18 protein-coding genes and 1 pseudogene are annotated in these 23,103 nt (G+C 58.6%); 10 read left to right on the top strand and 9 right to left on the bottom strand.

Going from position 1 to position 23,103, the window contains the following annotated elements; all coding sequences use genetic code 11:
- Window positions 1-115: 115 nt before the first annotated feature.
- Both G5533_RS02460 and G5533_RS02455 read right to left on the bottom strand, forming a co-directional pair.
- Window positions 116-778, bottom strand: a complete 663-nt coding sequence (locus G5533_RS02460; RefSeq protein ID WP_441254398.1) for a site-specific integrase — start codon at window positions 776-778, stop codon at window positions 116-118.
- Window positions 775-1,194: pseudogene (locus G5533_RS02455) on the bottom strand (hypothetical protein); the annotation flags it as partial. The gene G5533_RS02460 and the pseudogene G5533_RS02455, both read right to left, overlap by 4 nt.
- A gap of 295 nt (window positions 1,195-1,489) precedes the next feature.
- On the opposite strand from G5533_RS02455, the gene sbcB reads away from it, so the two are divergent.
- Both sbcB and G5533_RS02445 read left to right on the top strand, forming a co-directional pair.
- On the top strand, window positions 1,490-2,917 hold the full coding sequence (sbcB, locus tag G5533_RS02450; protein ID WP_421309797.1) for an exodeoxyribonuclease I: 1,428 nt from the start codon (window positions 1,490-1,492) through the stop codon (window positions 2,915-2,917).
- A gap of 155 nt (window positions 2,918-3,072) precedes the next feature.
- On the top strand, window positions 3,073-3,573 hold the full coding sequence (locus tag G5533_RS02445) for a hypothetical protein (RefSeq protein WP_005360277.1): 501 nt from the start codon (window positions 3,073-3,075) through the stop codon (window positions 3,571-3,573).
- 77 nt (window positions 3,574-3,650) lie between these two features.
- On the opposite strand, the gene G5533_RS02440 is transcribed toward G5533_RS02445, so the two are convergent.
- Window positions 3,651-5,360, bottom strand: a complete 1,710-nt coding sequence (locus G5533_RS02440; protein ID WP_421309798.1) for a glycoside hydrolase family 36 protein — start codon at window positions 5,358-5,360, stop codon at window positions 3,651-3,653.
- Between the two features lie 165 nt (window positions 5,361-5,525).
- Here G5533_RS02440 and G5533_RS02435 point away from each other — a divergent pair, with 165 nt between their 5' ends.
- The 3 genes from G5533_RS02435 (at window position 5,526) to cdd (ending at window position 7,647) form a co-directional block, all read left to right on the top strand.
- Window positions 5,526-5,882: a CidA/LrgA family protein gene (locus G5533_RS02435; RefSeq protein WP_005333279.1), complete on the top strand. Its 357-nt coding sequence runs from the start codon at window positions 5,526-5,528 to the stop codon at window positions 5,880-5,882.
- Window positions 5,879-6,565 carry an LrgB family protein gene (locus tag G5533_RS02430; protein ID WP_337072189.1) on the top strand — a complete coding sequence of 229 codons (687 nt, stop codon included), beginning with the start codon at window positions 5,879-5,881 and terminating at the stop codon, window positions 6,563-6,565. Before G5533_RS02435 ends, G5533_RS02430 begins: the two co-directional genes overlap by 4 nt.
- Before the next feature lie 197 nt (window positions 6,566-6,762).
- Window positions 6,763-7,647, top strand: a complete 885-nt coding sequence (gene cdd, locus G5533_RS02425; RefSeq protein WP_337072188.1) for a cytidine deaminase — start codon at window positions 6,763-6,765, stop codon at window positions 7,645-7,647.
- 133 nt (window positions 7,648-7,780) lie between these two features.
- Here the strand turns inward: cdd and G5533_RS02420 are convergent, their stop codons facing one another.
- Window positions 7,781-9,166, bottom strand: coding sequence for a tryptophanase (locus G5533_RS02420; RefSeq protein WP_421352278.1), 1,386 nt, complete (start codon window positions 9,164-9,166; stop codon window positions 7,781-7,783).
- Between the two features lie 460 nt (window positions 9,167-9,626).
- On the opposite strand from G5533_RS02420, the gene G5533_RS02415 reads away from it, so the two are divergent.
- The 4 genes from G5533_RS02415 (at window position 9,627) to asd (ending at window position 14,265) form a co-directional block, all read left to right on the top strand.
- Complete coding sequence (locus G5533_RS02415) at window positions 9,627-9,791, top strand: DUF2256 domain-containing protein (protein WP_438369405.1); 165 nt, start codon at window positions 9,627-9,629, stop codon at window positions 9,789-9,791.
- The gene (locus G5533_RS02410) at window positions 9,791-11,311 is read left to right on the top strand and encodes a cryptochrome/photolyase family protein (protein WP_441254397.1); all 1,521 of its coding nucleotides are present in this window, start codon (window positions 9,791-9,793) and stop codon (window positions 11,309-11,311) included. The genes G5533_RS02415 and G5533_RS02410 overlap by 1 nt, the downstream gene beginning before the upstream one ends.
- 193 nt (window positions 11,312-11,504) lie before the next feature.
- On the top strand, window positions 11,505-12,800 hold the full coding sequence (locus G5533_RS02405) for a D-amino acid dehydrogenase (RefSeq protein WP_257687000.1): 1,296 nt from the start codon (window positions 11,505-11,507) through the stop codon (window positions 12,798-12,800).
- A 352-nt stretch (window positions 12,801-13,152) separates the two neighbouring features.
- Window positions 13,153-14,265, top strand: a complete 1,113-nt coding sequence (gene asd, locus G5533_RS02400; RefSeq protein ID WP_040065702.1) for an aspartate-semialdehyde dehydrogenase — start codon at window positions 13,153-13,155, stop codon at window positions 14,263-14,265.
- Between the two features lie 105 nt (window positions 14,266-14,370).
- Here asd and fdhD read toward each other — a convergent pair whose 3' ends face one another.
- The 5 genes from fdhD to G5533_RS02375 all read right to left on the bottom strand — a co-directional run bounded on the left by fdhD (window position 14,371) and on the right by G5533_RS02375 (window position 21,090).
- Window positions 14,371-15,204: a formate dehydrogenase accessory sulfurtransferase FdhD gene (gene fdhD, locus G5533_RS02395; RefSeq protein WP_441254396.1), complete on the bottom strand. Its 834-nt coding sequence runs from the start codon at window positions 15,202-15,204 to the stop codon at window positions 14,371-14,373.
- 20 nt (window positions 15,205-15,224) lie between these two features.
- Entirely contained in the window at window positions 15,225-17,387 is a 2,163-nt protein-coding gene (locus G5533_RS02390) for a sigma 54-interacting transcriptional regulator (protein ID WP_441254395.1), read from the bottom strand.
- 417 nt (window positions 17,388-17,804) lie between these two features.
- Window positions 17,805-18,047, bottom strand: a complete 243-nt coding sequence (locus tag G5533_RS02385) for a hypothetical protein (protein WP_234784138.1) — start codon at window positions 18,045-18,047, stop codon at window positions 17,805-17,807.
- Between the two features lie 252 nt (window positions 18,048-18,299).
- Window positions 18,300-20,444, bottom strand: a complete 2,145-nt coding sequence (gene fdhF, locus G5533_RS02380; RefSeq protein ID WP_081376060.1) for a formate dehydrogenase subunit alpha — start codon at window positions 20,442-20,444, stop codon at window positions 18,300-18,302.
- 46 nt (window positions 20,445-20,490) lie between these two features.
- Window positions 20,491-21,090, bottom strand: coding sequence for a 4Fe-4S dicluster domain-containing protein (locus G5533_RS02375; RefSeq protein WP_209298639.1), 600 nt, complete (start codon window positions 21,088-21,090; stop codon window positions 20,491-20,493).
- Window positions 21,091-22,129: 1,039 nt separating this feature from the next.
- Here G5533_RS02375 and G5533_RS02370 point away from each other — a divergent pair.
- Window positions 22,130-23,062, top strand: coding sequence for a hypothetical protein (locus G5533_RS02370; protein WP_441254394.1), 933 nt, complete (start codon window positions 22,130-22,132; stop codon window positions 23,060-23,062).
- The last annotated feature ends 41 nt before the right edge of the window (window positions 23,063-23,103 follow it).

Below are 23,103 nucleotides of genomic sequence, written 5' to 3'. Positions count from 1 at the left end.
ACAAGACACCGGCTTGAGGCCGGTGTCAGGTGATAACTAGATCTGTACACACTTGCGCATGAGGGATACCACCTTTCCCAAACCCATCGACCACCAGCCACTGCGCTGGATAAAGTCACACATCATGGCCTGGATTGACAGCCACAACCGGATCAGTGGCAACGCCTAGCTCCCGCTGGATCACTGTCCACCAGCGCTCATAGGCAGCCGCTTGATCCTCAAGCCAGTCATGTTTGTTGTAAACAGCCATCACGCCAGTCAGGGTGTGCCCCAGCATCACTTCGGTGATATGGGGCGACACCCCCAATTCCGATAGCCTGGTCGACAGCGTTCGACGAGCATCATGAATCCGCCAATGGGGGATCCCCAGGCTGCTGCGCAAGCGGCTCACCAACCGATTACATGAGTGGATCTCTAGCGGACCATTCCCCTCCCCCTGACCGGGGAACAGATAGACCGGGTCCACCGACGCCATGGCGGCTCGTTCGAACAATTGCTTGCCCACCGATGTGATGGGGCGGCGGATAGGCCTGCCGGTCTTGCTGATCTCCGCCGGCACGGTCCAGACCATAGACTCGTAATCCAGGTCCTGACGCCTGAGCGTTCTGGCCTCGGAAAGCCTGCCCCCATAGACCAGGCAGAGCAGATGAATCACCTTGTTGCCGGTGCCAGTCCGACTGGCCTCAATGGCCCGCCAGATCTTCGCAACCTCTGGCACCGTCAACACCCGGTGACCGGTCTTAGCGGGAGCGCCAACATCCCTGGCCCGCAGACTCATCTGTTGGGCATGTAGATCGTGCCGCGGCGAGCCTGCCAGTTGAAGCACGCCTTCAATGCCGTGATCACAGCCCGGGTTACCCCTGGTGCCCGCTCACTGATGGTATCGAAATAGCTCAACCACATGTCCATGGTGATCTGGTTGATTGGCCGGTCAGGCAAGCGGTTCTTCACTGACGAGAAGGTATAGCGATAGTATTTCTGGGTGCCTTCTCGGCACTCCCGCATCACGTACTTCTCGAACCACTCATCAAACAAGGCTGCAGGCGTAGGCTCGTCGCCCGAGGCACTGATCCGCGCAACACCGCTTTTGAGCTTATCGGCCTTTATCCGGGCCTCTCGCAAGGTCAGAACCGGGTACCGACCAAGAGAGGTCCGAACCCGCTTCCCGTCGACCACATGCCGAACTTGGAACGCAACTACCCCTTCGGTGAGACCTGGACACTCAACCCATCACCGTCGCTCACTTCGCTCGGGCCAGCATATGGTTTACCATTCACCCCTCGAAGCCAGCTATCTGATAACGCCATTGCTACCCCATTAAAATTTTGTACCACTCTCATGGGGGTATTTTGTACCAGATAATGTACCAGCAGGCCATTGAACAACGTCAGGTTTGGGTGAACGATGAAAGTGTCTTCGGAATTTTCACCTCACCAGAACGGCACTAAACCCTGAAAAATCAATCAGAAGCGCGAACACACAAGAACACATGAGCACATCAGCGAAGCAGACCACCCAGCCCACTTACTACTTCCACGACTACGAGACCTTCGGCATCAGCCCCGCCAAGGACAGGCCGTCGCAGTTTGCCGGTATTCGTACCGATGCGGATTTCAACCTCATTGGCGAGCCACTGGTCATCTATTGCAAGCCTCCGGCAGACTACCTGCCGGATCCGGAGGCGTGCCTGATTACCGGTATCACGCCGCAAAAGGCGATGAAGGATGGGCTGTGCGAGGCGGATTTCATTCGCCAGATCCACGAGCAGTTCGCCACGCCGAATACCTGTGTGCTTGGCTACAACAGCATCCGCTTCGATGATGAAGTGACCCGTTATACCCTCTATCGCAACTTCTATGACCCCTATGCCTACAGCTGGCAGAACGGCAACTCCCGCTGGGATATTCTCGACATGCTGCGGGCCTGCTACGCCCTGCGCCCGGAGGGGATCGAGTGGGCGTTTGATGATGAAGGCAAACCGAGTTTCCGGCTGGAGAAGCTGACAGTCGCCAACGGCGTCGCCCATGCCAATGCACACGATGCGCTCTCCGACGTACTGGCCACCATCGAGATGGCCAAGCTGGTGAAAAAGGCCCAACCCAAGCTGTTTGGTTATCTCTTTGACCTTCGCAACAAAAACAAGGTGAAAGCGCTGATTGACGTGGTGACCATGAAGCCACTGGTGCACGTCTCCGGCATGTTCTCTCCTTGGCAAGGTTGTGCAAGCTGGGTCTCGCCACTCGCCTGGCACCCCACCAACCAGAACGCGGTGATCATGGTCGACCTGACCCGCGACCCCACCCCGCTTATAGAGCTCACGAGCGAGGAGATCCGCGAGCGCCTCTATACCAAAAAAGAGGAGCTGGGGGATCTGGCGGGCATTCCGGTGAAACTGGTGCACATCAACAAGTGCCCGGTGCTGGCGCCGGCCGCCACCCTGACGGCGGAACGGGCCGACGAGCTCGGCATCAATCGGGAGCAGTGCCGCAAGAGCCTGGATCTGCTGCGCGCCCACCCCGAGGTACGGGAAAAACTGGTGGAAGTGTTCAATCAGGAGTTCGCCGGCAGCAATGAGAGCGACCCCGATACCCAGCTCTACGCCGGATTCTTTGGCCACGGCGACAAGTCCACCATGGATCTGGTGCGCGCCACCCCGGCGGATCTGCTGGGTGAGCGGGAATTTGCCTTTACCGACGCGCGGCTGCCGGAGATGCTGTTCCGCTACCGCGCCCGCAACTGGCCACACACCTTGAGCGAAGCAGAGCAGAAACGCTGGCGCCTGCACTGCAGCGACTACTTCAGCCGCCGTCTGCCGGACTATGTGCCCCGTCTCGAGGCGCTGGCCGAGCAGAACCAGAGTAACGAACGGAACTTCGCGATTCTAAAGAGTCTCTATCACTATCTGGAAGATTTATGAGTTGTGAGTAGTTTCACAATAAATCCTCCCCGCTCATCCCCTTCTTCAGGTCATAATGACGAAGGGGATTTCCCCAAAAACCAATATCTTGCAACATCCTGAGCGGATGTCTCACAAGCAAGAGATCTCTTTGGCCGAACGGAAGCCATTTGCTGATGCCTCGTCACCACGCACTGCTCGGATTACTGGCCCTGCTGCCGCTGGCAGCCAACGCCGCATACCGGTTCGATGTACCGGATTATCTTGCTCGCCTGCCCGAGCAGACCTATCGCATCGTAGAACAGAACTTCAACACCCTTTATCAGCAGACTGATTTCACTCCTCTGATCACCAACAGCTACTTCAACGGTTCCCATCTCTACAAGTTTGTCGGGGTACCGCTGGCCATCAGCGCCCAGTCAGGTTTCCAGCTGGAGGTGTTTGGTCAGGTCTATAACCGCGCTTCGCAAGCCTATATGCACCTGAGCGAGGATATGTCCCTCTATCGGGTGATGCGGGTCGATCTGATGGGGAACCCCAATGATCAGTTGGCCATCGGTTTTGGTCTGGGGGTGCCCATCACCCCGCTGCTGACCCTCAAGGCGATCGCCTCCGGCAGTGACATCCCGGGCTATGGCTCAGCCAAATACGCCGTCGGCTTTGAGTGGCGTTACTGAAAAAACGTGACTGATAACCGCTGATTGAAACAATTCAGGCTCCATGATGGAGCCTGAATTGTTTGGTGACGCAGTGATCAGGTGTAGCGGATCACCCGCCCCTCGCCCCCTTGCAGGGTCACAGCCGTGCCGACTGCCTGTCCCAGCCAAAAATCGCTTCCCCCTTCCGGCAGCAGAAACTCCTGTGGTTGCCCCTCCCAGTTGAACAGGCAGAGCAGAGTGCCGCCCTCGGGCAGGCTTACTTCTCCGCAGGCAAAGTCCATCGACTCGAAACGGGCAGAGGGTGCTCGGGCTGCGCAGAGCGCAAGCAGCTTATGCAGTTGCGCCGCCTGCTCCTCATCGAGATCTTGCAGTCGATCACCAGCCAGCATCATGCCGCCGCTCGCCACCAACGCCGCCAGATGGAAACTGTATTCAGCTTTACTTGCCTGCTGGCTCGGTAGATCCCGCAGGCAAATGCAGTCGGGGTCGAGGGCCCAGAGCTTGTCATTCTGCCAGGCGCGGCAGAAGGCCTCGCGGGCAATCTGGCGATAGCGGTGGCCATTGCGCTCCACGTCATCGCTCACCCGCATGCCGTGCACCAGCCCAAGGCTCGGCCATATGGGGGCATTGCAACCGAGCAGGAAAGCGCCTTCACCTGCACCACGCAGGATGGCCGCCATACCACGCCGATAGGCCTCGACCCGGGTGGCGGCCGGATCGTGGAAACGACCACCGTGGATGGCGCCCCAGAAGTTGGCATCGAGTTTGAAGTAGTGGATGCCCCACTGCTCGCGCAGGGTACGAAACACCTGCTCAAGGTGCGCTTGCACCTCGGGGTGGGTGCCGTCCAGCACATACCAGGGGGTGCAGCGCCAGCCGCCATAGGTGACCCGCTCGGAAGGGAGCGGCAGGCCATCATCCCCCTTCACAAACCAGTCGGGGTGATCCTGAAACACCTGCGAACCGGGCTCTGCAATAAAAGGAGCGACCCAGAGGGCAGGCTCGCAGCCAGCCTGTTTGATCTCCTCAGCCAGTGATGCCACCCCCTGCTCGAACTTGGCCGACGGGGTGAGCCAGTCGCCCATTTTGGCCTGATAGCCGTCGTCGATCTGCACATAACGCAGGGCCGGGAAACGCTCGGCACGCACCTGCAGGTTCTCGCGAATATCGGCAGCGCTCACCTCGGCGTAGTAGTGATACCAGGAGCACCAGCCGCTCGGGCGCTCAATTACCTTGCCGATCAGCGAGCAGTGCTCGACCTCGATCAGCTGTGCCAGTTCGGCCAGCAGATCCTCGCGCTCAGCTCCTTCGAGGCAGATCAGCGCCTCGCTCTGCCAATGCTCACCGGCCGCAAGTTTTCGCCCTTCGCAGTTCATCAGGATCTGCAAGCGACCATCGGGGTAGAGGCGAAACTCCCCGCCAAAACGGTGGCAGCTGGCAAAGGCGAGCAGCAGCCACCCCTTGCCATGCTCCACCAGCAACAGGTTGTGAATGGTGTGATAGTCATTGTCATCAGTGATGCGATAAACGCTGGCATCGGGACAACGGCCGACATGTTGCGGTGATTGCCAGCTACCCATGGTCTGGGCCAGCATCTGGAATCCTTCGCCATAAATGGCGCTCTCCACCGGCAGGCCAAGCTTGCCGTCAAACAGCACCCAGCGCTCGACCGGGGTGGCATCAGAACCGGTGTTGTCGAGTCGCACCCGGCACAGAGGCCCTTCCCACTGACGGGTTTGCAACAGATGGGGTGGCAACGCAGTATCGTTCGCCAGCTGGCGAACTCGGGACAAGAGGGATGTCATCACTACTCCTTGTAGTTCGAAAAAGGGTTCTATCAGACGATGTTCAACAGATAATCTGCATACAAATCAGCTTCAAACGAACTGATTTCAGTTGTTATTGTTTTAATGCCGCGACCAGGCCTCTCTGGTAAACTGCGATTTTTCTTCCCAGTCGATGAGGTTCACGTGATCGCGCAACGCGCCTTGCTGTACTTTCGTGACTTTATGGTCATCGTCGCCTGCCTGCTGGCAGGCAAATCCGTGGCAGCCATCCTGCCGTTTGCCTTTCCCGGCAGCATCATCGGCATGCTGCTGCTGTTTGTGCTGCTCTCCCTGCAACTGATCAAGCTTCATTGGGTCGAGCTGGGGGCTGGCCTGCTGCTGCGCCACATGGGCGTTTTGTTCGTGCCGGTTGCAGTCGGACTGGTGGCCTGGCTTGAGCCATTGCGCCAATCCTTCGGCGTCATCATGCTCTGCATCGTGCTGGGTATCGTGCTGATCCTCGCCACCGTCGGTCGGCTCTACCAGAGGATGAACAAATGATCTTCTGGCTAGCGATCCCTCTGACCCTGGCGCTCTATTTCGCCACCCGCGCCCTCTATCGACGCCTGCCCTGGCCCATCATCAATCCGGTGCTGGTGCCGACCGCGGTGATCATCGGCCTGCTGCTCTGGCTCGATCTACCCCTTGAGCAGTACGAGCACGGCAGCAGCCCCATTACCATGCTGCTGGAACCCGCAGTAGTGGCACTGGCGCTGCCGCTCTATCAACAGGCGCGCCAGATCCAGGCCAAGCTCAAGCCCATCCTAATCTGTACCCTCGCCTCCGTCTTGATCTCGGTGTGCACAACCCTGCTGATCGGTCATTTTATGGGCACAGATCCGGCGCTACTCGCCTCATTGGCGACCAAATCCATCACCACCCCGCTCGCCATGAGCGTCAGCCAGTCTATCGGCGGCATTCCCGCCATTGCGGCCGCTGTGGTAGTGGTGGTGGGGATTGTCGGTGCCCTGATCGGCTACCCGCTGCTTAAAGTGTTCAAAGTGACAGATCCGGAAGCGCAAGGGCTCGCGATGGGGGCCTGTGCCCACGCCATCGGCACCGCCACCTCCGCCGAGAAGGGGATCACCCAGGGGGCCTTTGCATCGCTCGCCATGGTGGTATGCGGGATCCTCACCGCTGCCGTCGCCCCGCTGCTGTTTGCCATCTATCACTGGCTGCTCTGATGACCCCATTGACCATCTGTTGACCATTCCGGGGGGCCTGCTGGCCTCTCGGGGTGCGACCTGCCGCACAATTTGCACAAGACAAACGTTTCCATTACCATCCCCCTCCGTTTGCCCGTCAGGGCGTGAGCCTGCTCACACATTTACCCGAGCTTGCTCCCTACAATGGCCGCCCAATTGGCCTTTGAGGACACACTATGCATCCCCGTTTTGCCAAGCCATTCGATACCCTCTCTGCCCCGCTCAAAGCAGCCGTGCAGCCCATGCTGGATAGTGCCGACTTCACCGCCCGCTTCACGCCGGAGCAAGTCGCCACGCTGAAAGCCGCCACAGGTCTCGATGATCGCGCCCTGCGCCTCGCCCTGTTGCCGCTGGCCGCCGCCTGCTCGGTAGCGCCCATCTCCAAGTTTTATGTCGGTGCCATCGCCTGCGGCCTGAGTGGCACCTGGTACTTCGGTGCCAACATGGAGTTCGCGGGGCAAGGTCTGTTCCACTCGGTCCACGCCGAGCAGTCCGCCATCTCCAACGCCTGGCTGGGTGGCGAGACCGGGATCAGCGAAATCACCGTCAACTACACCCCTTGCGGCCACTGCCGTCAGTTCATGAACGAGCTGAGCACCGCCAAGATCCTGAAAGTCTCTCTGCCCGATGACTTGAGCGCCCTGCAATCCTTCCTGCCCCACTCGTTTGGGCCGGCGGACCTCGATATCACGGATGCGCTGATGAGCCCGCAGGATCACGCCGAGCTCGAGCTTCAAAGCGAAGACCCGCTGTGGCAAGCCGCGCTGGCCGCCGCCCGTCAAAGCTACGCCCCCTACAGTCAGGGCTATGCCGCGGTGGCGCTGCAATTTGCCGATGGCCGCATCTTCTCTGGCCGCTACGCCGAGAACGCCGCCTTCAACCCCAGCCTGCCGCCGATGCAGATGGCCTGCGCCCATGCGGTGCTGAACGGTGAAGATCTCGCCACCATCCGCCGCGCCGTGCTGCTGGAGAACAAAAACGGCCAGATCAGCCAGCGTGACTCCGCCCAGTCCACTCTTAAGGCGCTGGGCTCCGTCGAGCTGGAGTATCAGGCGGTCTGACCCCGGCCTTGCTTCGATAAACGAAAGCCCCCGCACCTTGGTGCGGGGGCTTTTTACTTGGCCGTTTAACCGGGAGCGACCGGTGATCTTCACGGTTTGGCGCGGTTGATTAGCACATCTAACCGGTTGCTGATCAGACAGGTTTCAGCCGCGCCGTGAAGTGGCGCAGCAGCGGCGGCTCGTAATCAAAGGTGAGCCCGCGAATGTCGCTGGCCCGCGCTTTCACCGCGATCAGGCAGTCGGCCACATAGTCCATGTGATCCCGGGTGTAGACCCGCCGCGGAATGGTGAGGCGCAACAGCTCGAAGTCCGCCGCCTCCTGCTTGCCGGTGGCGGGATCGCGCCCGAGCAGCAGGGAGCCAATCTCCACCCCGCGCACGCCCCCTTCCAGATAGAGCTCGCAGGCGAGCGCATGGGCGGGGAACTGCTCGGCCGGAATATGGGGCAGCAGCTTTTTGGCATCCACAAACACCGCATGACCGCCGGTGGGGGTCTGGATGGGGATGCCCGCCTCGGCCAGCCGCTCGCCGAGATAAGCCACCTGACTGATACGGTAGGTGAGATACTCCTCATCCATCCCCTCCCGCAGGCCGATAGCGAGCGCCGCCATGTCCCGTCCGGCGAGGCCGCCATAGGTGACAAACCCCTCCATCGCTACACAGCGCACCTGCACCGCGCGAAACAGGTCGAGATCTTCCTTGAAGCAGCAGAGCCCGCCGATATTGACCAGCCCGTCCTTCTTGGCCGACATGGTGAAGATGTCCCCCAGCGCGAACATCTGGCGCACTATCTCCTTGATGCTGCACTTGGCATAGGCCGGATCCCGCTCCTTGATAAACCAGGCGTTCTCGGCAAAGCGGGCGGCGTCGATCACCACCGGAATATGGTGGCGACGGGCCAGCTCGGAGACCGCCTCCATATTGGCCATGGAGACCGGCTGGCCACCAGCGCTGTTGCAGGTCACCGTGATGATGATGCCGGCCACGTTGTCGGCCCCCAGGGTCTCGATGGTGTCGCTCAGGCGAGGGAGATCAAAATCCCCCTTCCAGGCATAAGGGGCCGTGGTGTCGAGCGCTTTCGGGGTGAGCAGGTTGATGGCCCGCGCGCCAGCCAACTCCACATGGGCCTTGGTGGTGTCGAAGTGATAGTTGGAGATAAAGACAGGTGCCTTGCCCTTGCAGCGCTTGACCAGCTCGGGGAAGAGGATTTGCTCGGCCCCGCGCCCCTGGTGGGTGGGCATCACATGCTGGTAACCAAAAATGTCGCGCACCGTGCGCTCCAGCTCGACGAAGTTGCGGCTGCCCGCATAGGCCTCATCCCCCATCATGATGCCGGCCCACTGACGGTCGGACATGGCACCTGTGCCACTGTCGGTCAGCAGATCGATATAGACATCCTCGGCCAACAGCAGAAAGGGGTTCCAGCCAGCGGCCTCGAGGGCGGCGCGGCGCTCGGCGCCAGTGGTCTGTTTGATGGGCTCGACCATCTTGATACGAAACGGCTCGGGTATACGACGCATATAAGACTCCTCACCGGCGCAAGGCCAGTGTGTTTGAAATTGGAATTGGCAAAGAAACCGGGGCGATCAGGGTCGTCCGGCTGACAAATTCAAACGGCGGGTGCCGCCAATCAGCGGTGAGGAAAGTCGAAGGTGAGAATGGGATCCCGGGTATACCAGTGGGCGAGCAGGCAAGCTGCCCGGGGCGTAGCTGTCATGATTGGCATCACTCCCCTCCATATCGGTTGTAGACAGTCGGTGGCCAACAAGATCCATAGATGGATGCTGCCAACGGGCAGCCTCGCCACGTTAACGGCTGGTTAATTTGCAAACAAGGGGTGCACCGACGGGCTGTGCGCCCGCTCACAAAGTGGGCATCTGCGCGGCAAATCGGCAGTGAGGTTGATCCGTCCACGCCCCCGGTTCGTTATTCTCCCTACCCACACGCCACATCCCCCATCAGCCAAGGCCGGAAACCCTCATGCATCGCAAACCCCATCTGCCCGAGAAGATCTGCCCCGTCTGCCAACGCCCCTTCAGCTGGCGGCGCAAGTGGGCGCACAGCTGGGAGGAGGTTCGCTACTGCAGCGAGCGCTGTCGCCACGCTCGTCACCGCAGCCAGCAACCTGAGGGGGAGCCAGTCTGATGGAGCTGCGCCTTGTCCTCGGCGATCAGCTGAACGCCGCTCACAGCTGGTTTCGCACCCCGGATCCGGCAACCTGCTATCTAATGGCGGAGCTGCGCCAGGAGACCGACTACTGCCGCCACCATCGCCAGAAGGTGCTGGCCTTCTTTGCCGCCATGCGCGCCTTCGCAGCGGCCCTTGGCAAGGCGGGCCACCGCGTCTGTTACCTGACCCTTGATGAGAGCGCCCGCTGGCCCAATTTGCCCGGCTTGCTGGAGGCTCAGCTCGAAGCACATCAGGCCAGCAGCTTTGCCTGGCAGAGCCCGGATGAGTGGCGCCTCGCCAGCCAGTTGAAAAGCTGGGCGGCGGGCCTGGCCATCCCTGCTACCGAGGTGGATAGCGAACATTTTCTCACCCCCCGCGATGGCTGGCAGCGCTATCCCCACAGCAGGATGGAGTTCTTCTACCGCTCCTTGCGCAAGCAATACCGAGTGCTGCTCGATGAGCGCGGCCAACCCCTTGGCGGGCGCTGGAATTTTGATGACGAGAACCGCGCCAAACTGCCGGATCGTCAGCCGATCCCGGAACCCCTCACCTTTGCCAACGAGGTGATCGAGATTGATGCCATGCTGACCCGCCACGGGGTCAGTACCATCGGCGAGGCAGATGCCAGCGGGCTGCCCTGGCCCATCACAAGGCGCCAGAGTCGCGAGCTGCTGGCCCATTTTCTGGCCCACTGCCTGCCCCACTTTGGCCGCTATCAGGATGCCATGAGCGAGCGGGGCTGGAGTCTGTTTCACAGCCGACTGTCGTTTTCCCTCAACAGCAAAATGCTTCATCCGCTTGAGGTGATTCGGGCCGCCGAATCCCACTGGCAGGCCAATCAGGCCACCATCACGTTGGCACAGGTGGAGGGGTTTATTCGCCAGATCCTCGGCTGGCGCGAGTTTGTCCGCGCCCTCTACTGGGAAAAGATGCCGGGCTATCAGCAGATCAATTTTCTCGGGGCCAACCGGCCGCTGCCCGGTTTCTTCTGGAGCGGCGAAACCAGGATGGCCTGCGTGCGACACGCCATTCGCCAGTCCCTCGAGCATGGCTACGCCCACCATATCCAGCGGCTGATGGTGACCGGCAACTTTGCCCTGTTGGCGGGGCTTGATCCTGACGAGGTGGATCAGTGGTATCTCGGCATCTATGTGGATGCCATCGAGTGGGTGGAGCTGCCCAACACCCGCGGCATGAGCCAGTTTGCCGATGGCGGCCTGATGGGCAGCAAGCCCTACGCCAGCAGCGGCGCCTATCTCGAGCGGATGGGCCACTACTGCAAGGGGTGCCACTATCAGGTCAAAGCCCGCCACGGCGACGGAAGTTGCCCCTTCAACAGCCTCTACTGGCACTTTCTTTGGCGCAATCGGGACAAACTGGGCGGCAATCCCCGCCTCGCCCTCCCCTATGCCAACTGGGATGGCCAAGCCGCAGAACAACAGCAGGCCATTTTGGCGACGGCGGAGCACTATCTGATCCAGCTGGAGCAGCTGTAAGCGGACCATGCCCCCTGACACATACCCATGACAACAGCGCAGCGATTTACCCTGGCAATCAGGCACGTCATCGCACCAAACACCAGCCTGTGACTGGCAGGCAGACGGAGATCCCAATCCTGCGCAGAGCGGTTGAATATCCTGTGGCGGCTGATTATGGTGGTGGCCACATCAAGGTTTCCATCAACCAAACATCAGAAAAACGAGTCTAAGGAAAGACGATATGGAGATAGTGGTTCTCGGTGGCGGCGTAATTGGGGTAACCAGCGCCTGGTATCTGGCCAAAGCGGGTCACAAGGTGACCCTGCTGGAGCGACAAGGTGGCGTCGCCCTTGAAACCAGCCATGCCAACGCCGGGCAGATATCCCCGGGTTATGCGGCCCCCTGGGCGGCCCCCGGCATTCCCCTCAAGGCCGCCAAGTGGATGCTGCAAAAGCATGCCCCCTTCACCGTGCGCCCCACTGCCGACCCCTTCCAGCTACGCTGGATGCTCAGAATGCTCGCCAACTGCACCCCGACCGCCTATGCCACCAACAAGGGGCGCATGGTGCGTCTGGCCGAATACAGCCGCGACTGCATGAAGCTGCTGCGCGACGAGCTGAACATCGATTACGAAGGGCGCCAGCTCGGCACCCTGCAGCTGTTTCGCAGCCAATCCCAGCTCGATGCCAGTCAGCGCGATATCGAGGTGCTGGAGGAGTATGGCGTCCCCTACCAGTCGCTCGATGCCAGCGGCTGCGAAGCGGCAGAGCCTGCGCTGGCGCGGGTGCGCGGCAAAATCGTCGGCGGCTTGCGCCTGCCCGGCGACGAGACCGGCGACTGCTTCCGCTTCACCAAGGCCCTTGCCCTTGAAGCCGAGAAGCTCGGGGTCAAGTTTGTCTTCAACTGCGATATCGACGAGATTGAGCAAGCCCGCGGCCGCGCCGTGGCGGTGCGGGCGGGCGAGCAGCGCTATCGCGCCGATGCCATCGTCTGTGCGCTCGGCAGCTATGCCACCGGTTTTTTGCGGCCGCTGCTGCGCCCGCTCGGGCTGGAGCTGCCGGTCTATCCGGTCAAGGGCTACTCCCTCACCCTGCCGATGATCAACGCCGAGGCCGCACCGCGCAGTACCGTGCTCGACGAGACCTACAAGGTGGCCATCACCCGTTTCGACGAGCGGATCCGGGTCGGTGGCATGGCGGAACTGTCGGGCTACAACCTCGCTCTCAACCCCAGACGCCACGACACCCTGGCGATGGTGGTGGGCGATCTCTTCCCCGAAGGGGGCGATATCAGCAAGGCCGAGTTCTGGACCGGCCTGCGTCCCATGACGCCGGACGGCACCCCGCTGGTGGGACCAAGCCCCATTCCCGGCCTCTGGCTCAATACCGGCCACGGCACCCTGGGCTGGACCATGGCGGCCGGTTCGGGTCAGCTTCTGTGCGATCTTATCAGCGGCAGCGAACCCGCCATCAGCGATGAGGGGCTCACTCTGGCTCGTTACGGCTAAGCACCCAAGCTGTCGGGCTGTTTCACTCGCCAACTACGCCCAGCAGAGGACGTCCTCAACCGCTTTATTGACAGGCCACCGCCATAAACGGTGGCCTTTTCGTCTGATGTTGACCTTCTCCCTCCCCGTCTGCCTGAGCGGTGCTCTGGCTGCCGGTTAATGCAGCAAACGGCACAGAATATTGCGCAATTCGACTTGCGCAAGCCGTCACAATCCGTAATGTGGATAGACGCATTTTTCGCAGCGCATATTTTTTAAATGGCCTGTAAACCGCTTGTAAACAGGCGTCGCCAGACAAGGGGTTACGGGTGTCATCGCAAGTTTCTTTAGCAGCAATCCAGGGTAGGACAATATGAAAAAAGTAGGTTTGGTCGGTTGGCGTGGCATGGTGGGATCGGTTCTGATGAGCCGGATGCAGGAAGAGCAGGATTTCGCCCATATTCAACCCACATTCTTCACCACCTCCCAGGCCGGTGAGGCCGCCCCCAACTTCGGCGTCGATGCCGGTACTCTGCAGGACGCCTTCGATATCGAGGCGCTGGCCAGGCAGGATATCATCATCACCGCGCAAGGCGGCGACTACACCAAGGATGTCTATCCGCGCCTGAAAGCCGCTGGCTGGCAGGGTTACTGGATTGACGCCGCCTCCTCCCTGCGGATGGAGAAAGATGCCGTCATCATTCTGGATCCGGTCAACGGCGATGTCATCGAGCAGGCCCTAAACGATGGCATCAAGACCTTCGTTGGCGGCAACTGCACCGTCAGCCTGATGCTGCTGGCCCTCGGTGGCCTGTTCAAGGCCGATCTGGTGGAGTGGGTGAGCGTGGCCACCTATCAAGCCGCCTCCGGTGGCGGTGCCCGCCATATGCGCGAGCTGGTCACCCAGATGGGGATGCTGCGTGACGAAGTGGCGGTCGAGCTGGCAGACCCTGCCTCCGCCATCCTCGACATCGAGCGCAAGATCACCGAGAAGACCCGCTCCGGCACCCTGCCGGTGGACAACTTCGGCGTACCGCTGGCCGGTGGCCTCATTCCCTGGATCGACACCAAGCTCGACAACGGCCAGAGCCGTGAAGAGTGGAAAGGTCAGGCCGAAACCAACAAGATTTTGGGTATCGAGAACGCCGTCATTCCGGTGGATGGTCTCTGTGTGCGGATCGGTGCCCTGCGCTGCCACAGTCAGGCGTTTACCATCAAGCTGAAAAAGGATGTGCCGCTGGCGGAGATCGAAGCCCTGCTGGCCGCCCACAACGACTGGGTGAAAGTGATCCCCAACGATCGCGATATCACAGCCCGCGAGCTGACTCCGGCGGCCGTTACCGGCACCCTCAGCATTCCGGTGGGTCGTCTGCGCAAACTCAATATGGGCCCTGAGTATCTGGCCGCCTTTACCGTGGGTGACCAGCTGCTGTGGGGCGCCGCCGAGCCGCTGCGCCGCATGCTGCGTATCCTGCTGGCGCGCTGATCCGCCACAGAAGCAGATACAACAAGGGCGGGGAGTCACACTCCCCGCCCTTTTTTATTGCCAGTTTTTATAAGCCCTTTAGCAGGCTCTCACTCTTGCAGTCACTTAAAGCAGAATACGCTGACAGCCGCTGTAGATCTCGGCCCGCCCGGGGCGGCAAAAGCCCACCAGGGTGAGCCCCGTCTGCTCGGCCCGCTCGACCGCAAGCTCGGTGGCGGCGGAGATGGCGAGCAAGATCTCCACCCCGGCGCTGGCGCACTTTTGCACCATCTCGAAGCTGGCGCGGCTGGTCACCAGAATGGCGCCATCCCGCCGACCGCTGCGTTGCAGATGACCCACCAGCTTGTCCAGCGCAATATGGCGCCCCACATCCTCGCGAATGGCGAGAATGTTGCCTTCCCCGTCCAGATGCACCGCCGCATGGGTGGCGCCGGTGCGCTGGCCCAGCAGCTGGAGCGGGCGCAGCGCGCTCAGTACCTTGTCGATATGCCCTACCGCCAGACGCTGGCTGTCGGGCAAGCTTGGCTGGGTGCGGATCACCTGCTCCAAACTCTCGCTGCCACAGATGCCGCAACCGGTGCGCCCCGCGAGCGTGCGCCGCTTCTCTTTGAGGCGATGGACGCAGCGATTGGCCAACGTGATATGCAGCTCAATCCCCTGACAGCCGTCGATCTGCTCGATATCGTGGATATCGAGCAGGCTGTCGATGATCCCCTCGGATAGCGAAAACCCGATGGCGAAATCCTCCAGATCGGAGGCCGAGCACATCATCACGCTGTGGGCGATGCCGTTGTAGACCAGCGCCACCGGCGTCTCGGAGGGGAGCGCCATTTCGCTGTCGCAGGTCAGTGTATCGGCGCGGTAGTGCACCACCTCGCGATGGATGGCGCAGCGTGCCAGTTCGCTCTGCTCGCTTTGTTCTCTCTGCTCACTCCGCATCTCAAGCTCTATGGCCTCTCTCATGGTGCGACCCCGTCAATGCTCTCGGGATCTCTGGCCGAAATGCCGAGCCGTTTCATTTTCGACAGCAAGGTGGTGCGCTTCATGCCGAGGCGCTGAGCGGCGCCCCGCTCGCCGGCAACGATGCCGTTGCACGCCTTCAGCGCCCGGATGATGCTGACTCGCTCATCCTCCCCCTGAGCCTCTTCCCCCTGCGGCAAGGCGGGCAGCGGCTCACGGAACAGCTCCCGGGCCGGCTCGTCATAGACCAGGGTCTCTATCTTGTGAAAGCCCTTGAGGGGCAGCAGCTCGTCCGGCGAGAGGTTGAGCACGTGGCCGCGGGTCATCACCACCGCCCGCTCGATGATGTTTTCGAGCTCACGGATGTTGCCGTACCAGGGGAGCGACACCAGCATCTTCATGGCGTCGGCCGGGATGGAGGTGATGGTGCGGCGCATCCGCTTGGCGATTTTCTTGATGAAGAAGTTGACCAAGAGCGGAATATCCTCACGCCGCTCGCGCAGGGGCGGCAGCTCGATGGGAAAGACGTTGAGGCGGTAGTAGAGATCGCTTCTGAAACGCTTGTTCTTGACCATGGTGAGCAGATCGCAGTTGGTGGCGGCCACCAGCCGCACATCCACTGCGATGGGGTTGCTGTTGCCGACCCGCTCCAGCTCGTGCTCCTGCAATACCCGCAAGAGTTTGGGCTGCAAGTCCAGCGGCATATCCCCCACTTCGTCGAGGAACAGGGTGCCCTTGTGGGCCCGCTCGAAGCGGCCGATGCGCTGGGTGAGGGCGCCGGTAAAGGCCCCCTTCTCGTGGCCAAAGAGATCGCTCTCGATAAGGCCGGTGGGAATGGCGGCGCAGTTCACCTTTACCATCTCGTGGTCGTGGCGGGCACTCAGGGCGTGAATGGCCTGGGCGATCAGCTCCTTGCCGGTGCCGGTCTCGCCGAGGATCAGCACGGTGCTGTCGCTCTCGGCCACCAGCCGCACCTTCTCCAGCACGCTCTCCATCACCGCGCTCTGGTAGATGATGTGGGGGAACTCCCCCTGCATCTGCGGCTCGTTGATGCGAATGGTCTTCTCTTTTGCGCCGTTGGTGTTGGAGATCTCCTGCTGCGCCTGCACGTTGTTCATGGCAATCGCCGTGCGCGCCGCCACCTGCTCCAGCAAGGAGATATCGATATCGGCAAAAAAGTCGGCGTTGGGGTGCGAGAGGATCAACACCCCCAGCAGGTTGCCCCGATAGCGCAGCGGCAAAATGCAGGAGCTGTCGGCCTCGGGCGGCAGGATCTGGGAGGTAAAACGGCAGCGATTGCTGCAACCGTGGCTATGTTCGCGATAGACAAAAAACGGCTCGCTGTGGCCAAGGGCCCCCTGCAGGCACTTCTTTTCAAAACAGGAGTGATCGATGATGCCCGGCTGATCGCTCTGGTGCTGATTGACCAGATAGCTCTTGAAGCTGTCGGAGGTGGCGTTGTACTCCGCCAGACACAAGCTGCTGATGCCGAAGTGGTGGTGCAGGATGGCAAACAGGCTCTTGGGCAGCTCGGCGATGCGCACCAGTTTGATCACCGCGTTGGTCACATCCACCAGAATTTTGCAGCTGTCGCGCTCAAGGCGCAGGGAGTTGGCCTGCTCCAGAGTGCGCTCCTTGTCCTGCACGTTCTCCAGCGCAATGGCGATAATGGCCGCCAGCTGGGTCAGCTTGGCGAGGGTCTCCATGGTGAAGCTGTCGAGCTGGGTGTTGATAAACTCGACCCCGCCAAGGTGGCTGCGGGCAGTGGTGATGGGGAGCTGGCAGTAGGAGCGCAGCCCCCCGTAGACCCCTTCGCGATCCAGCGCCGGGCAGCGATTCTCAAAGCGGGCGGCAGCGAGAATGATGGCCTGTTCCGGGGTCTCTTTAGTGGGACGGGGGGAGAGGTGAAGCTCTGCCTTGGGGCAGACCAGATGCTTTGGGCCGGAATGTCCCATGAAGTAGAAGATGGCCTCCTCGTCCGCACCCATGTTGAGGATCAGGTTGACCCGGGTTACGCCGCCGAAGCTGGCATCTATCTTGTTGAGTTTGTGGATAAAATCATCGAGCGTCACGGCCGACAGGAGGGATTTGGAGAGCAGGAGAAAACCGTCGTCCCAGATGGGAGAGATCTCGTCCAGGGGGATGGCACTCACATTTAGCATTGCGGCCTCACGTTATATCGATTTAGTCACCAGTCAGGCTGTCCATGCCATCGCATCACGACAAGCACTCGTCACCAAAATAAATAGCCGCAGCCCGTAAAAGCGGCTGCCAATAAGAAAAGCGGTGACGGAAATTGTCGCATGTTGCAATTCCAGAGTTGTTATTAACGAACGACAACAAAAAGTAACATCGTTATCGGGGGATATATTGGAATGGCGACTCATCATAGATGAGCTCAAATTTCATTACAATCCGATTCAATATATCTGATGGCCATATTTAACCGGTTATTTCATCAGTTCTTGATCTCAATTAAGGCGCCTGAAAAGTGGGCCGCCGTCAACTGTCAGATCTGCCCTTTCCTCTTCGCTGGCTGCGGGTTTCAAGATGGCGTTTGCTGCCCATCCATCGGCAATTTACGAGGTGATGATCCGGCTGTGGCAGCACTTCAGGCCACCGAAGATAAAGAGGGCCGACAAGCTCTGGAAGGCCATCAGCAGCCAGCTGGCGTTGTCGGCAAGCTCGGCGGTGACGCTCTGGTGCGTGAGGTAGATCAGCAGGGTGATCACCCCTAACAGCAGGCCGTTGATCAAGGTGGTGGAGATAAACCCGATCAGCCAGGCACTGGAAATACTCAAGGCAGAAAATACGCTGCTCATGGCGAGCCTTGCTGCCATAAAACAGCCGAAAAAACCGAAGCCCAGCAGAAATATCATCTCGTCGCGCCAAATATAGCAACCTATTCCCAGCAATATCGCCGCCAGATAGGTGCCAATATAGAAAAGTCCGAATAAGCGACCAATTTCATGTTGCATCATTTACTCCCCTTTTTTTGGGTAATAAAAGGGTGCCCGACTCGATAAATCCGAGTCGGGTTCCCTTATTTGTGCAGAACCTCGTTTTTAGGGCGATCAGCCCTTGGCTGCGCTGCGCAATTTCGCCTTGAGCGCGCTGTATTCAGTCTGGACGTACACTTCCGCCTCAGGCTGATTGTCAATGCGCTCGATCTTCACCGCGCAGTACTTGTACTCCGGCGTGTGGGAGACGGGATCGACGTGCTCGATGGTGAGCTCGTTGCAGGCCCCGATCCACCACTGGTAGGTCATGTAGACCACCCCGGCGTTGACCCGGTCGTTGTAGTTGGCGCGGGTGATCACCTTGCCACGGCGCGACGAGATCCAGACCAGCGCCTGATCCTTCACCCCGAGCTTTTTGGCATCGCTCGGGTGGATCTGCACATAGCCGGGCTCATCGGCCAGGGTCTGCAGCGCCGAGCAGTTGCCGGTCATGGAGCGGCAGGAGTAGTGACCCACCTCGCGCACGGTGGAGAGCACCAGCGGGTACTCGGCACAGGGCTGCTCCAGCGGCGGCCGCCACTCGGAGGCAATCAGCTGACCCTTGCCGCTCGGGGTGGTGAACACGTTCCCCTCGAACAGAGTGCTGGTGCCCGGGTGATCCTCGGTCGGGCAGGGCCACTGCACGCTCTTGAGATCGGCCATCTTGTCGTAGCTGACCCCGGCGTAGAGCGGGCAGAGCGCACGCATCTCGTCCCAGATCTCTTCGGTGTTGTGGTACTCCATGGGATAACCCATGGCGGTCGCCATCAGCGAGAAGATGGCCCAGTCCGGCTTCACGTTCTCGGGGGGCGTCACCGCCTTGTAGAAGCGCTGGAAGCCGCGATCCGCCGAGCTGTAGACCCCTTCATGCTCGCCCCAGCTGGTGGCGGGCAGAATGACGTCGGCCATCTCGGCGGTCTGGGTCATGAAGATATCCTGCACGATCACCAGCTCCATCCCCGCCAGAGTGCGGCGGAACTGACCCAAGTCAGCCTCGGTCTGGGCCGGATCTTCACCAAAGATGTAGAAGGCCTTGCACTTGCCCTCCTCCACCTTGTGGCCAAGCTCGGTCAGGCGATAGCCGGGCTTTTGGGAGAGCGACTCCACGCCCCACGCCTTGGCGAACTTGGCGCTGATGGCGGGATCGGCCACCGACTGATAACCCGGGAACTGGTGCGGCAGCATCCCCATATCACAGGTGCCCTGCACGTTGTTCTGACCACGTACCGGCCCGCAACCGGTACCGCGGCGACCAAAGTTGCCGGTCAGCAGCGCCAGACCCGCGAGCCCCTTGACCACGTCCACCGCCTGACCGTACTGGGTCACCCCCATGCCCCACAGGATCATGGAAGCAGGCGACTCGGCGTAGGTGCGAATGGCGGCGCGGATATCGGCGGCTTTCAGACCAGTGATCCCCTCCACATATTCCGGGGTGTACTTGGCCACCGTCGCCTTGAAGGTCTCGAACCCTTCGGTGTAGTTGGCGACAAAGGCCTTGTTGTAGAGCCCTTCATTGATCAACACGTTGGCGAAGGCGTTAACCAGCGCCATGTTGGAACCGTTTTTGAGCGGCAGCCACTGATCGGCGATACGGGCGGTCTCCACCATGCGGGGATCACACACAATCACCTTGGCCCCGTTTGCCTTCGCCTTGAGGATATGGCGGGCGACGATGGGGTGAGAGTCAGCAGCGTTGTAACCAAACACCAGCAGGCACTTGGTCTCTTGAATTTCGGGAATGGCGTTGCTCATGGCGCCGTTGCCTACAGTTGTCTCCAGACCGGAGACTGAGGGTGCGTGTCACACCCTCGCGCAGTGGTCGACGTTGTTCGTCCCAATCACCGCACGGGCAAATTTCTGCATCACATAGTTGGCTTCATTGCCGGGGCCACGGGCAGAGCCGGTGGTCATGATGGCGTCCGGGCCATATTTCGCCTTGATGGCGGAGAGACGGCTGCTGGCGAACTCGATCGCTTCATCCCAGGAGACTGCCTCGAACTTGCCACCGCGCTCGCGGCGGATCATCGGGCTCTTGAGACGGGGGGTCAGCAGGTTGGTGTCGTTCAAAAAATCCCAACCGTAATAGCCCTTGAGGCAGAGCTGCCCCTCGTTGGTCCGGCCGTTGGCGCCTTCGGCCCCCACCACCTTGTCGTTTTCAACCAGCAGGTTGATTTTGCAACCGGTGCCGCAATAGGGGCACACGGTAATGACTTTTTTCATGACTCACACTCTTGTTTGTTAACGAAAAACGGCTCGGCAAGCCCGCTCACACCCGCGCCGGCATCGCCAGCAGTGCCTCGGCACTGGCCAGCTGTTTCTGCCGGTTCAGGGTCTCAAGATGCTCCGGCGTGACCAGCCGCAGCGCCTGGGTCGGACACACCTCGACACAGGCCGGGCCCGCCTCGCGGTGACGGCAGAGATCGCACTTGAGCGCCTGCGCCTTGGTCTGCGGACGCTTGAAGAGCGAATCGGCAGTCGGGGGCACCTCTTTGAGCACCACCGCCATGGCGCCGTAAGGACAGGCCACCACGCAGGACTTGCAGCCGATGCAGCGCTCCTGCAACACCTTGACGCAACCATCCTCGCTGACGATGGCATTGTTCGGGCAGGCCATGGCGCACGGCTTGTCTTCACACTGGCGGCAGAGCACCGGCGTGGTCACCTTGCTGCCCACGATCACCTTCAGGCGCGGCTGAAAATAGCTGTCCTTGGAGACCAGATGTCCATCCTCGATGGCAAGATGCAGGCCGCCCTCCCGCTCAAGGGTCCCGCTGCAAGACCCTGACTGGTGTGAAACGGCGCAGGCCACCTCACAGGTACGACACCCAATACAGAGACTGGGATCTGCAATCACGAAGCTGTTCATAGAGAGGGATCCTAAATGGTTCGTTACACCGGGCCGCCCGCCGACAGGCAAAGAGGCGGCCAGCCCCCCACAAAGCATTTATCAGACCAAAACGGGCAAAGGGTGCGATAAAAATTCACAACAACTTGAAAATAAAGGAGTAATCAGAAAGAGATGCGTGCTGAATGCCACTACTGACGAGAGTGACGACGGGGTGGGAAGTGTGATCGACACGACAAAAGTGACGAGCTCGACACCGGCTGACCAGCATCTGCCCCAGCCGTGTGACGGAACCATTCGAAGGAGTTGGCAGCCAGGATCGGCCGCCCCAAACCGGGCAAGCGGAGCAACGAAATCCCGGGAGAAAAACCATACCAAGGGCCAAAAATGGGCTGCGCAGCACACCAAAGCAGCTTGAGGCGATGACAAGTTGTTTGGTTTTACTGTCGAGCTAGCAGGCTATTATCAAGTAACACCGAACAAAAATGAGCCAATTATTGACTAATTTGTTGAGCCAGAGCCGGTTTTAGGCCCCTGCCCCTTCAGTTTTCTATCCCTCCGGTTAATATGTGCCAGTTGGCAACCTGTTCTGATCAAAACAACTTTATACACAGCTAAAATTGCAGATTTTGATTCTATAGCTATATGTAGATAATTTTATTAAAAATATTTATGTATAAATTGTCGTTTTGGCCGTTTAGGTCATCTTTTTATTCACAGCACACTTTAGAATAACTTCAGCATGATAATATATCCGTAAACTGCTTGTATTAATATACAAGATACTCTAATAGCTACCGTCTCTTGAACAATCAAAGCGACAATGTTATTTATATTACGAATCAACACTTGCATTTTTTTCAAAAAAAATATATGATTACAAGTGGCTTATATAGCCTATTAATTACATGAGATTATACTTTTTGATATCTACTATTTTATTATGTTGGAGAAAAATATGAACGCATTTATAAAACTTGATGAATGGCCTATTTTTTAACTCCATACTTTATATTCAAGCGAGCGAAAGCTCGCTTTTTAATTATAAAACGAGATGATTATGCAATTGCACTACAGCCCTTTCATTTTATGGAATTTGCAAATTTCAGAATGGTCTATAGCTGATATTACTGTTTTTTTACTCCAGATTCTTGACCCTGCATATGTCATTTTTTTGATCACTATTGGTGGCTTTTTTGGTAGCGTTGCCAAACGTGATGGTCGAAATGAAAAGATTAAAATACTCCTTGGTATATCTACTGCTTTCATCGCCGTGCCTTTCACAGCTTCTTTCGTAAAATTAGACTACTCATCGCTTCAACTATCGATGCTGGGGCAAGATATTGATAATGGCACAAAGCTAGTTTTTTCAAAATTTATAGAACATAGTTTGATGCTGATATCTATCTCGGGGCTTTCCTCTTATATTGGTTCCGCAATGCTAGATAACTTGGCGAGCAAAGTGATTCAACAAGATTTAGAAAAAGTTAAACAAGATGTCGATGATGAAAATAAGAAAATGACTAGAGAGGTCGACAGACTTAAAGCAAAAATGAACTTCATGAGATTAAACAATCTGAAGGAAGATTCTAGCGAGGCAAAAGAATGTTGCGATGATGCGATTAAAATCCTTGCCAAATATAATAATCCTTCTCAAGACTATGAGTTAATGGTGCTGCGAGGATGTTTTTTAAAGCGTTTAAAACGATATCAAGATGCTCTTGACATTTTAAAACGTCTGAATGAATACCGTAAAACACCTGTTGTCACATATAATATTGCATGTTATGAGTTTTTGCTTTCTAAAGAAAAGTCATCAGTAGATATAGATAAAATTAAAAAAATGATTCTTGAATCAATCAAACAGCCATGTACTGGTGCTGATAAAGAAGTTCAGGATAGAATGAGATTAAAAATAATAAACAACACTGATCCTGATCTTAAAGATTTATTTAATGAAGAAGAAAGAAAAACTATAGGTGATAATGCTTAAACTGTTCAGGATGGCTCTACATAGTCATTAAATTGAACTCC

It is taken from the genome of Aeromonas sp. A600620 (assembly GCF_029479985.1).
GTDB classification, from domain to species: Bacteria; Pseudomonadota; Gammaproteobacteria; order Enterobacterales; family Aeromonadaceae; genus Aeromonas; species Aeromonas veronii_A.
Note: the sequence above shows the minus strand (reverse complement) of the source record. Positions and strands in the feature narration are given on the sequence as shown.

Bases quoted from the DNA above. Each gene is read 5' to 3' on its own strand.
- G5533_RS02440 (WP_421309798.1), bottom strand. From the start codon at position 5,360: ATGACATCCCTCTTGTCCCGAGTTCGCCAGCTGGCGAACGATACTGCG.
- sbcB (WP_421309797.1), top strand. From the start codon at position 1,490: ATGAGCACATCAGCGAAGCAGACCACCCAGCCCACTTACTACTTCCAC.
- G5533_RS02420 (WP_421352278.1), bottom strand. From the start codon at position 9,166: ATGCGTCGTATACCCGAGCCGTTTCGTATCAAGATGGTCGAGCCCATC.
- G5533_RS02390 (WP_441254395.1), bottom strand. From the start codon at position 17,387: ATGCTAAATGTGAGTGCCATCCCCCTGGACGAGATCTCTCCCATCTGG.
- G5533_RS02410 (WP_441254397.1), top strand. From the start codon at position 9,791: ATGGAGCTGCGCCTTGTCCTCGGCGATCAGCTGAACGCCGCTCACAGC.
- cdd (WP_337072188.1), top strand. From the start codon at position 6,763: ATGCATCCCCGTTTTGCCAAGCCATTCGATACCCTCTCTGCCCCGCTC.
- G5533_RS02370 (WP_441254394.1), top strand. From the start codon at position 22,130: ATGCAATTGCACTACAGCCCTTTCATTTTATGGAATTTGCAAATTTCA.
- fdhD (WP_441254396.1), bottom strand. From the start codon at position 15,204: ATGCGGAGTGAGCAGAGAGAACAAAGCGAGCAGAGCGAACTGGCACGC.
- G5533_RS02460 (WP_441254398.1), bottom strand. From the start codon at position 778: ATGAGTCTGCGGGCCAGGGATGTTGGCGCTCCCGCTAAGACCGGTCAC.
- asd (WP_040065702.1), top strand. From the start codon at position 13,153: ATGAAAAAAGTAGGTTTGGTCGGTTGGCGTGGCATGGTGGGATCGGTT.
- G5533_RS02415 (WP_438369405.1), top strand. From the start codon at position 9,627: ATGCATCGCAAACCCCATCTGCCCGAGAAGATCTGCCCCGTCTGCCAA.
- G5533_RS02430 (WP_337072189.1), top strand. From the start codon at position 5,879: ATGATCTTCTGGCTAGCGATCCCTCTGACCCTGGCGCTCTATTTCGCC.
- G5533_RS02385 (WP_234784138.1), bottom strand. From the start codon at position 18,047: ATGAGCAGCGTATTTTCTGCCTTGAGTATTTCCAGTGCCTGGCTGATC.
- G5533_RS02375 (WP_209298639.1), bottom strand. From the start codon at position 21,090: ATGAACAGCTTCGTGATTGCAGATCCCAGTCTCTGTATTGGGTGTCGT.
- G5533_RS02445 (WP_005360277.1), top strand. From the start codon at position 3,073: ATGCCTCGTCACCACGCACTGCTCGGATTACTGGCCCTGCTGCCGCTG.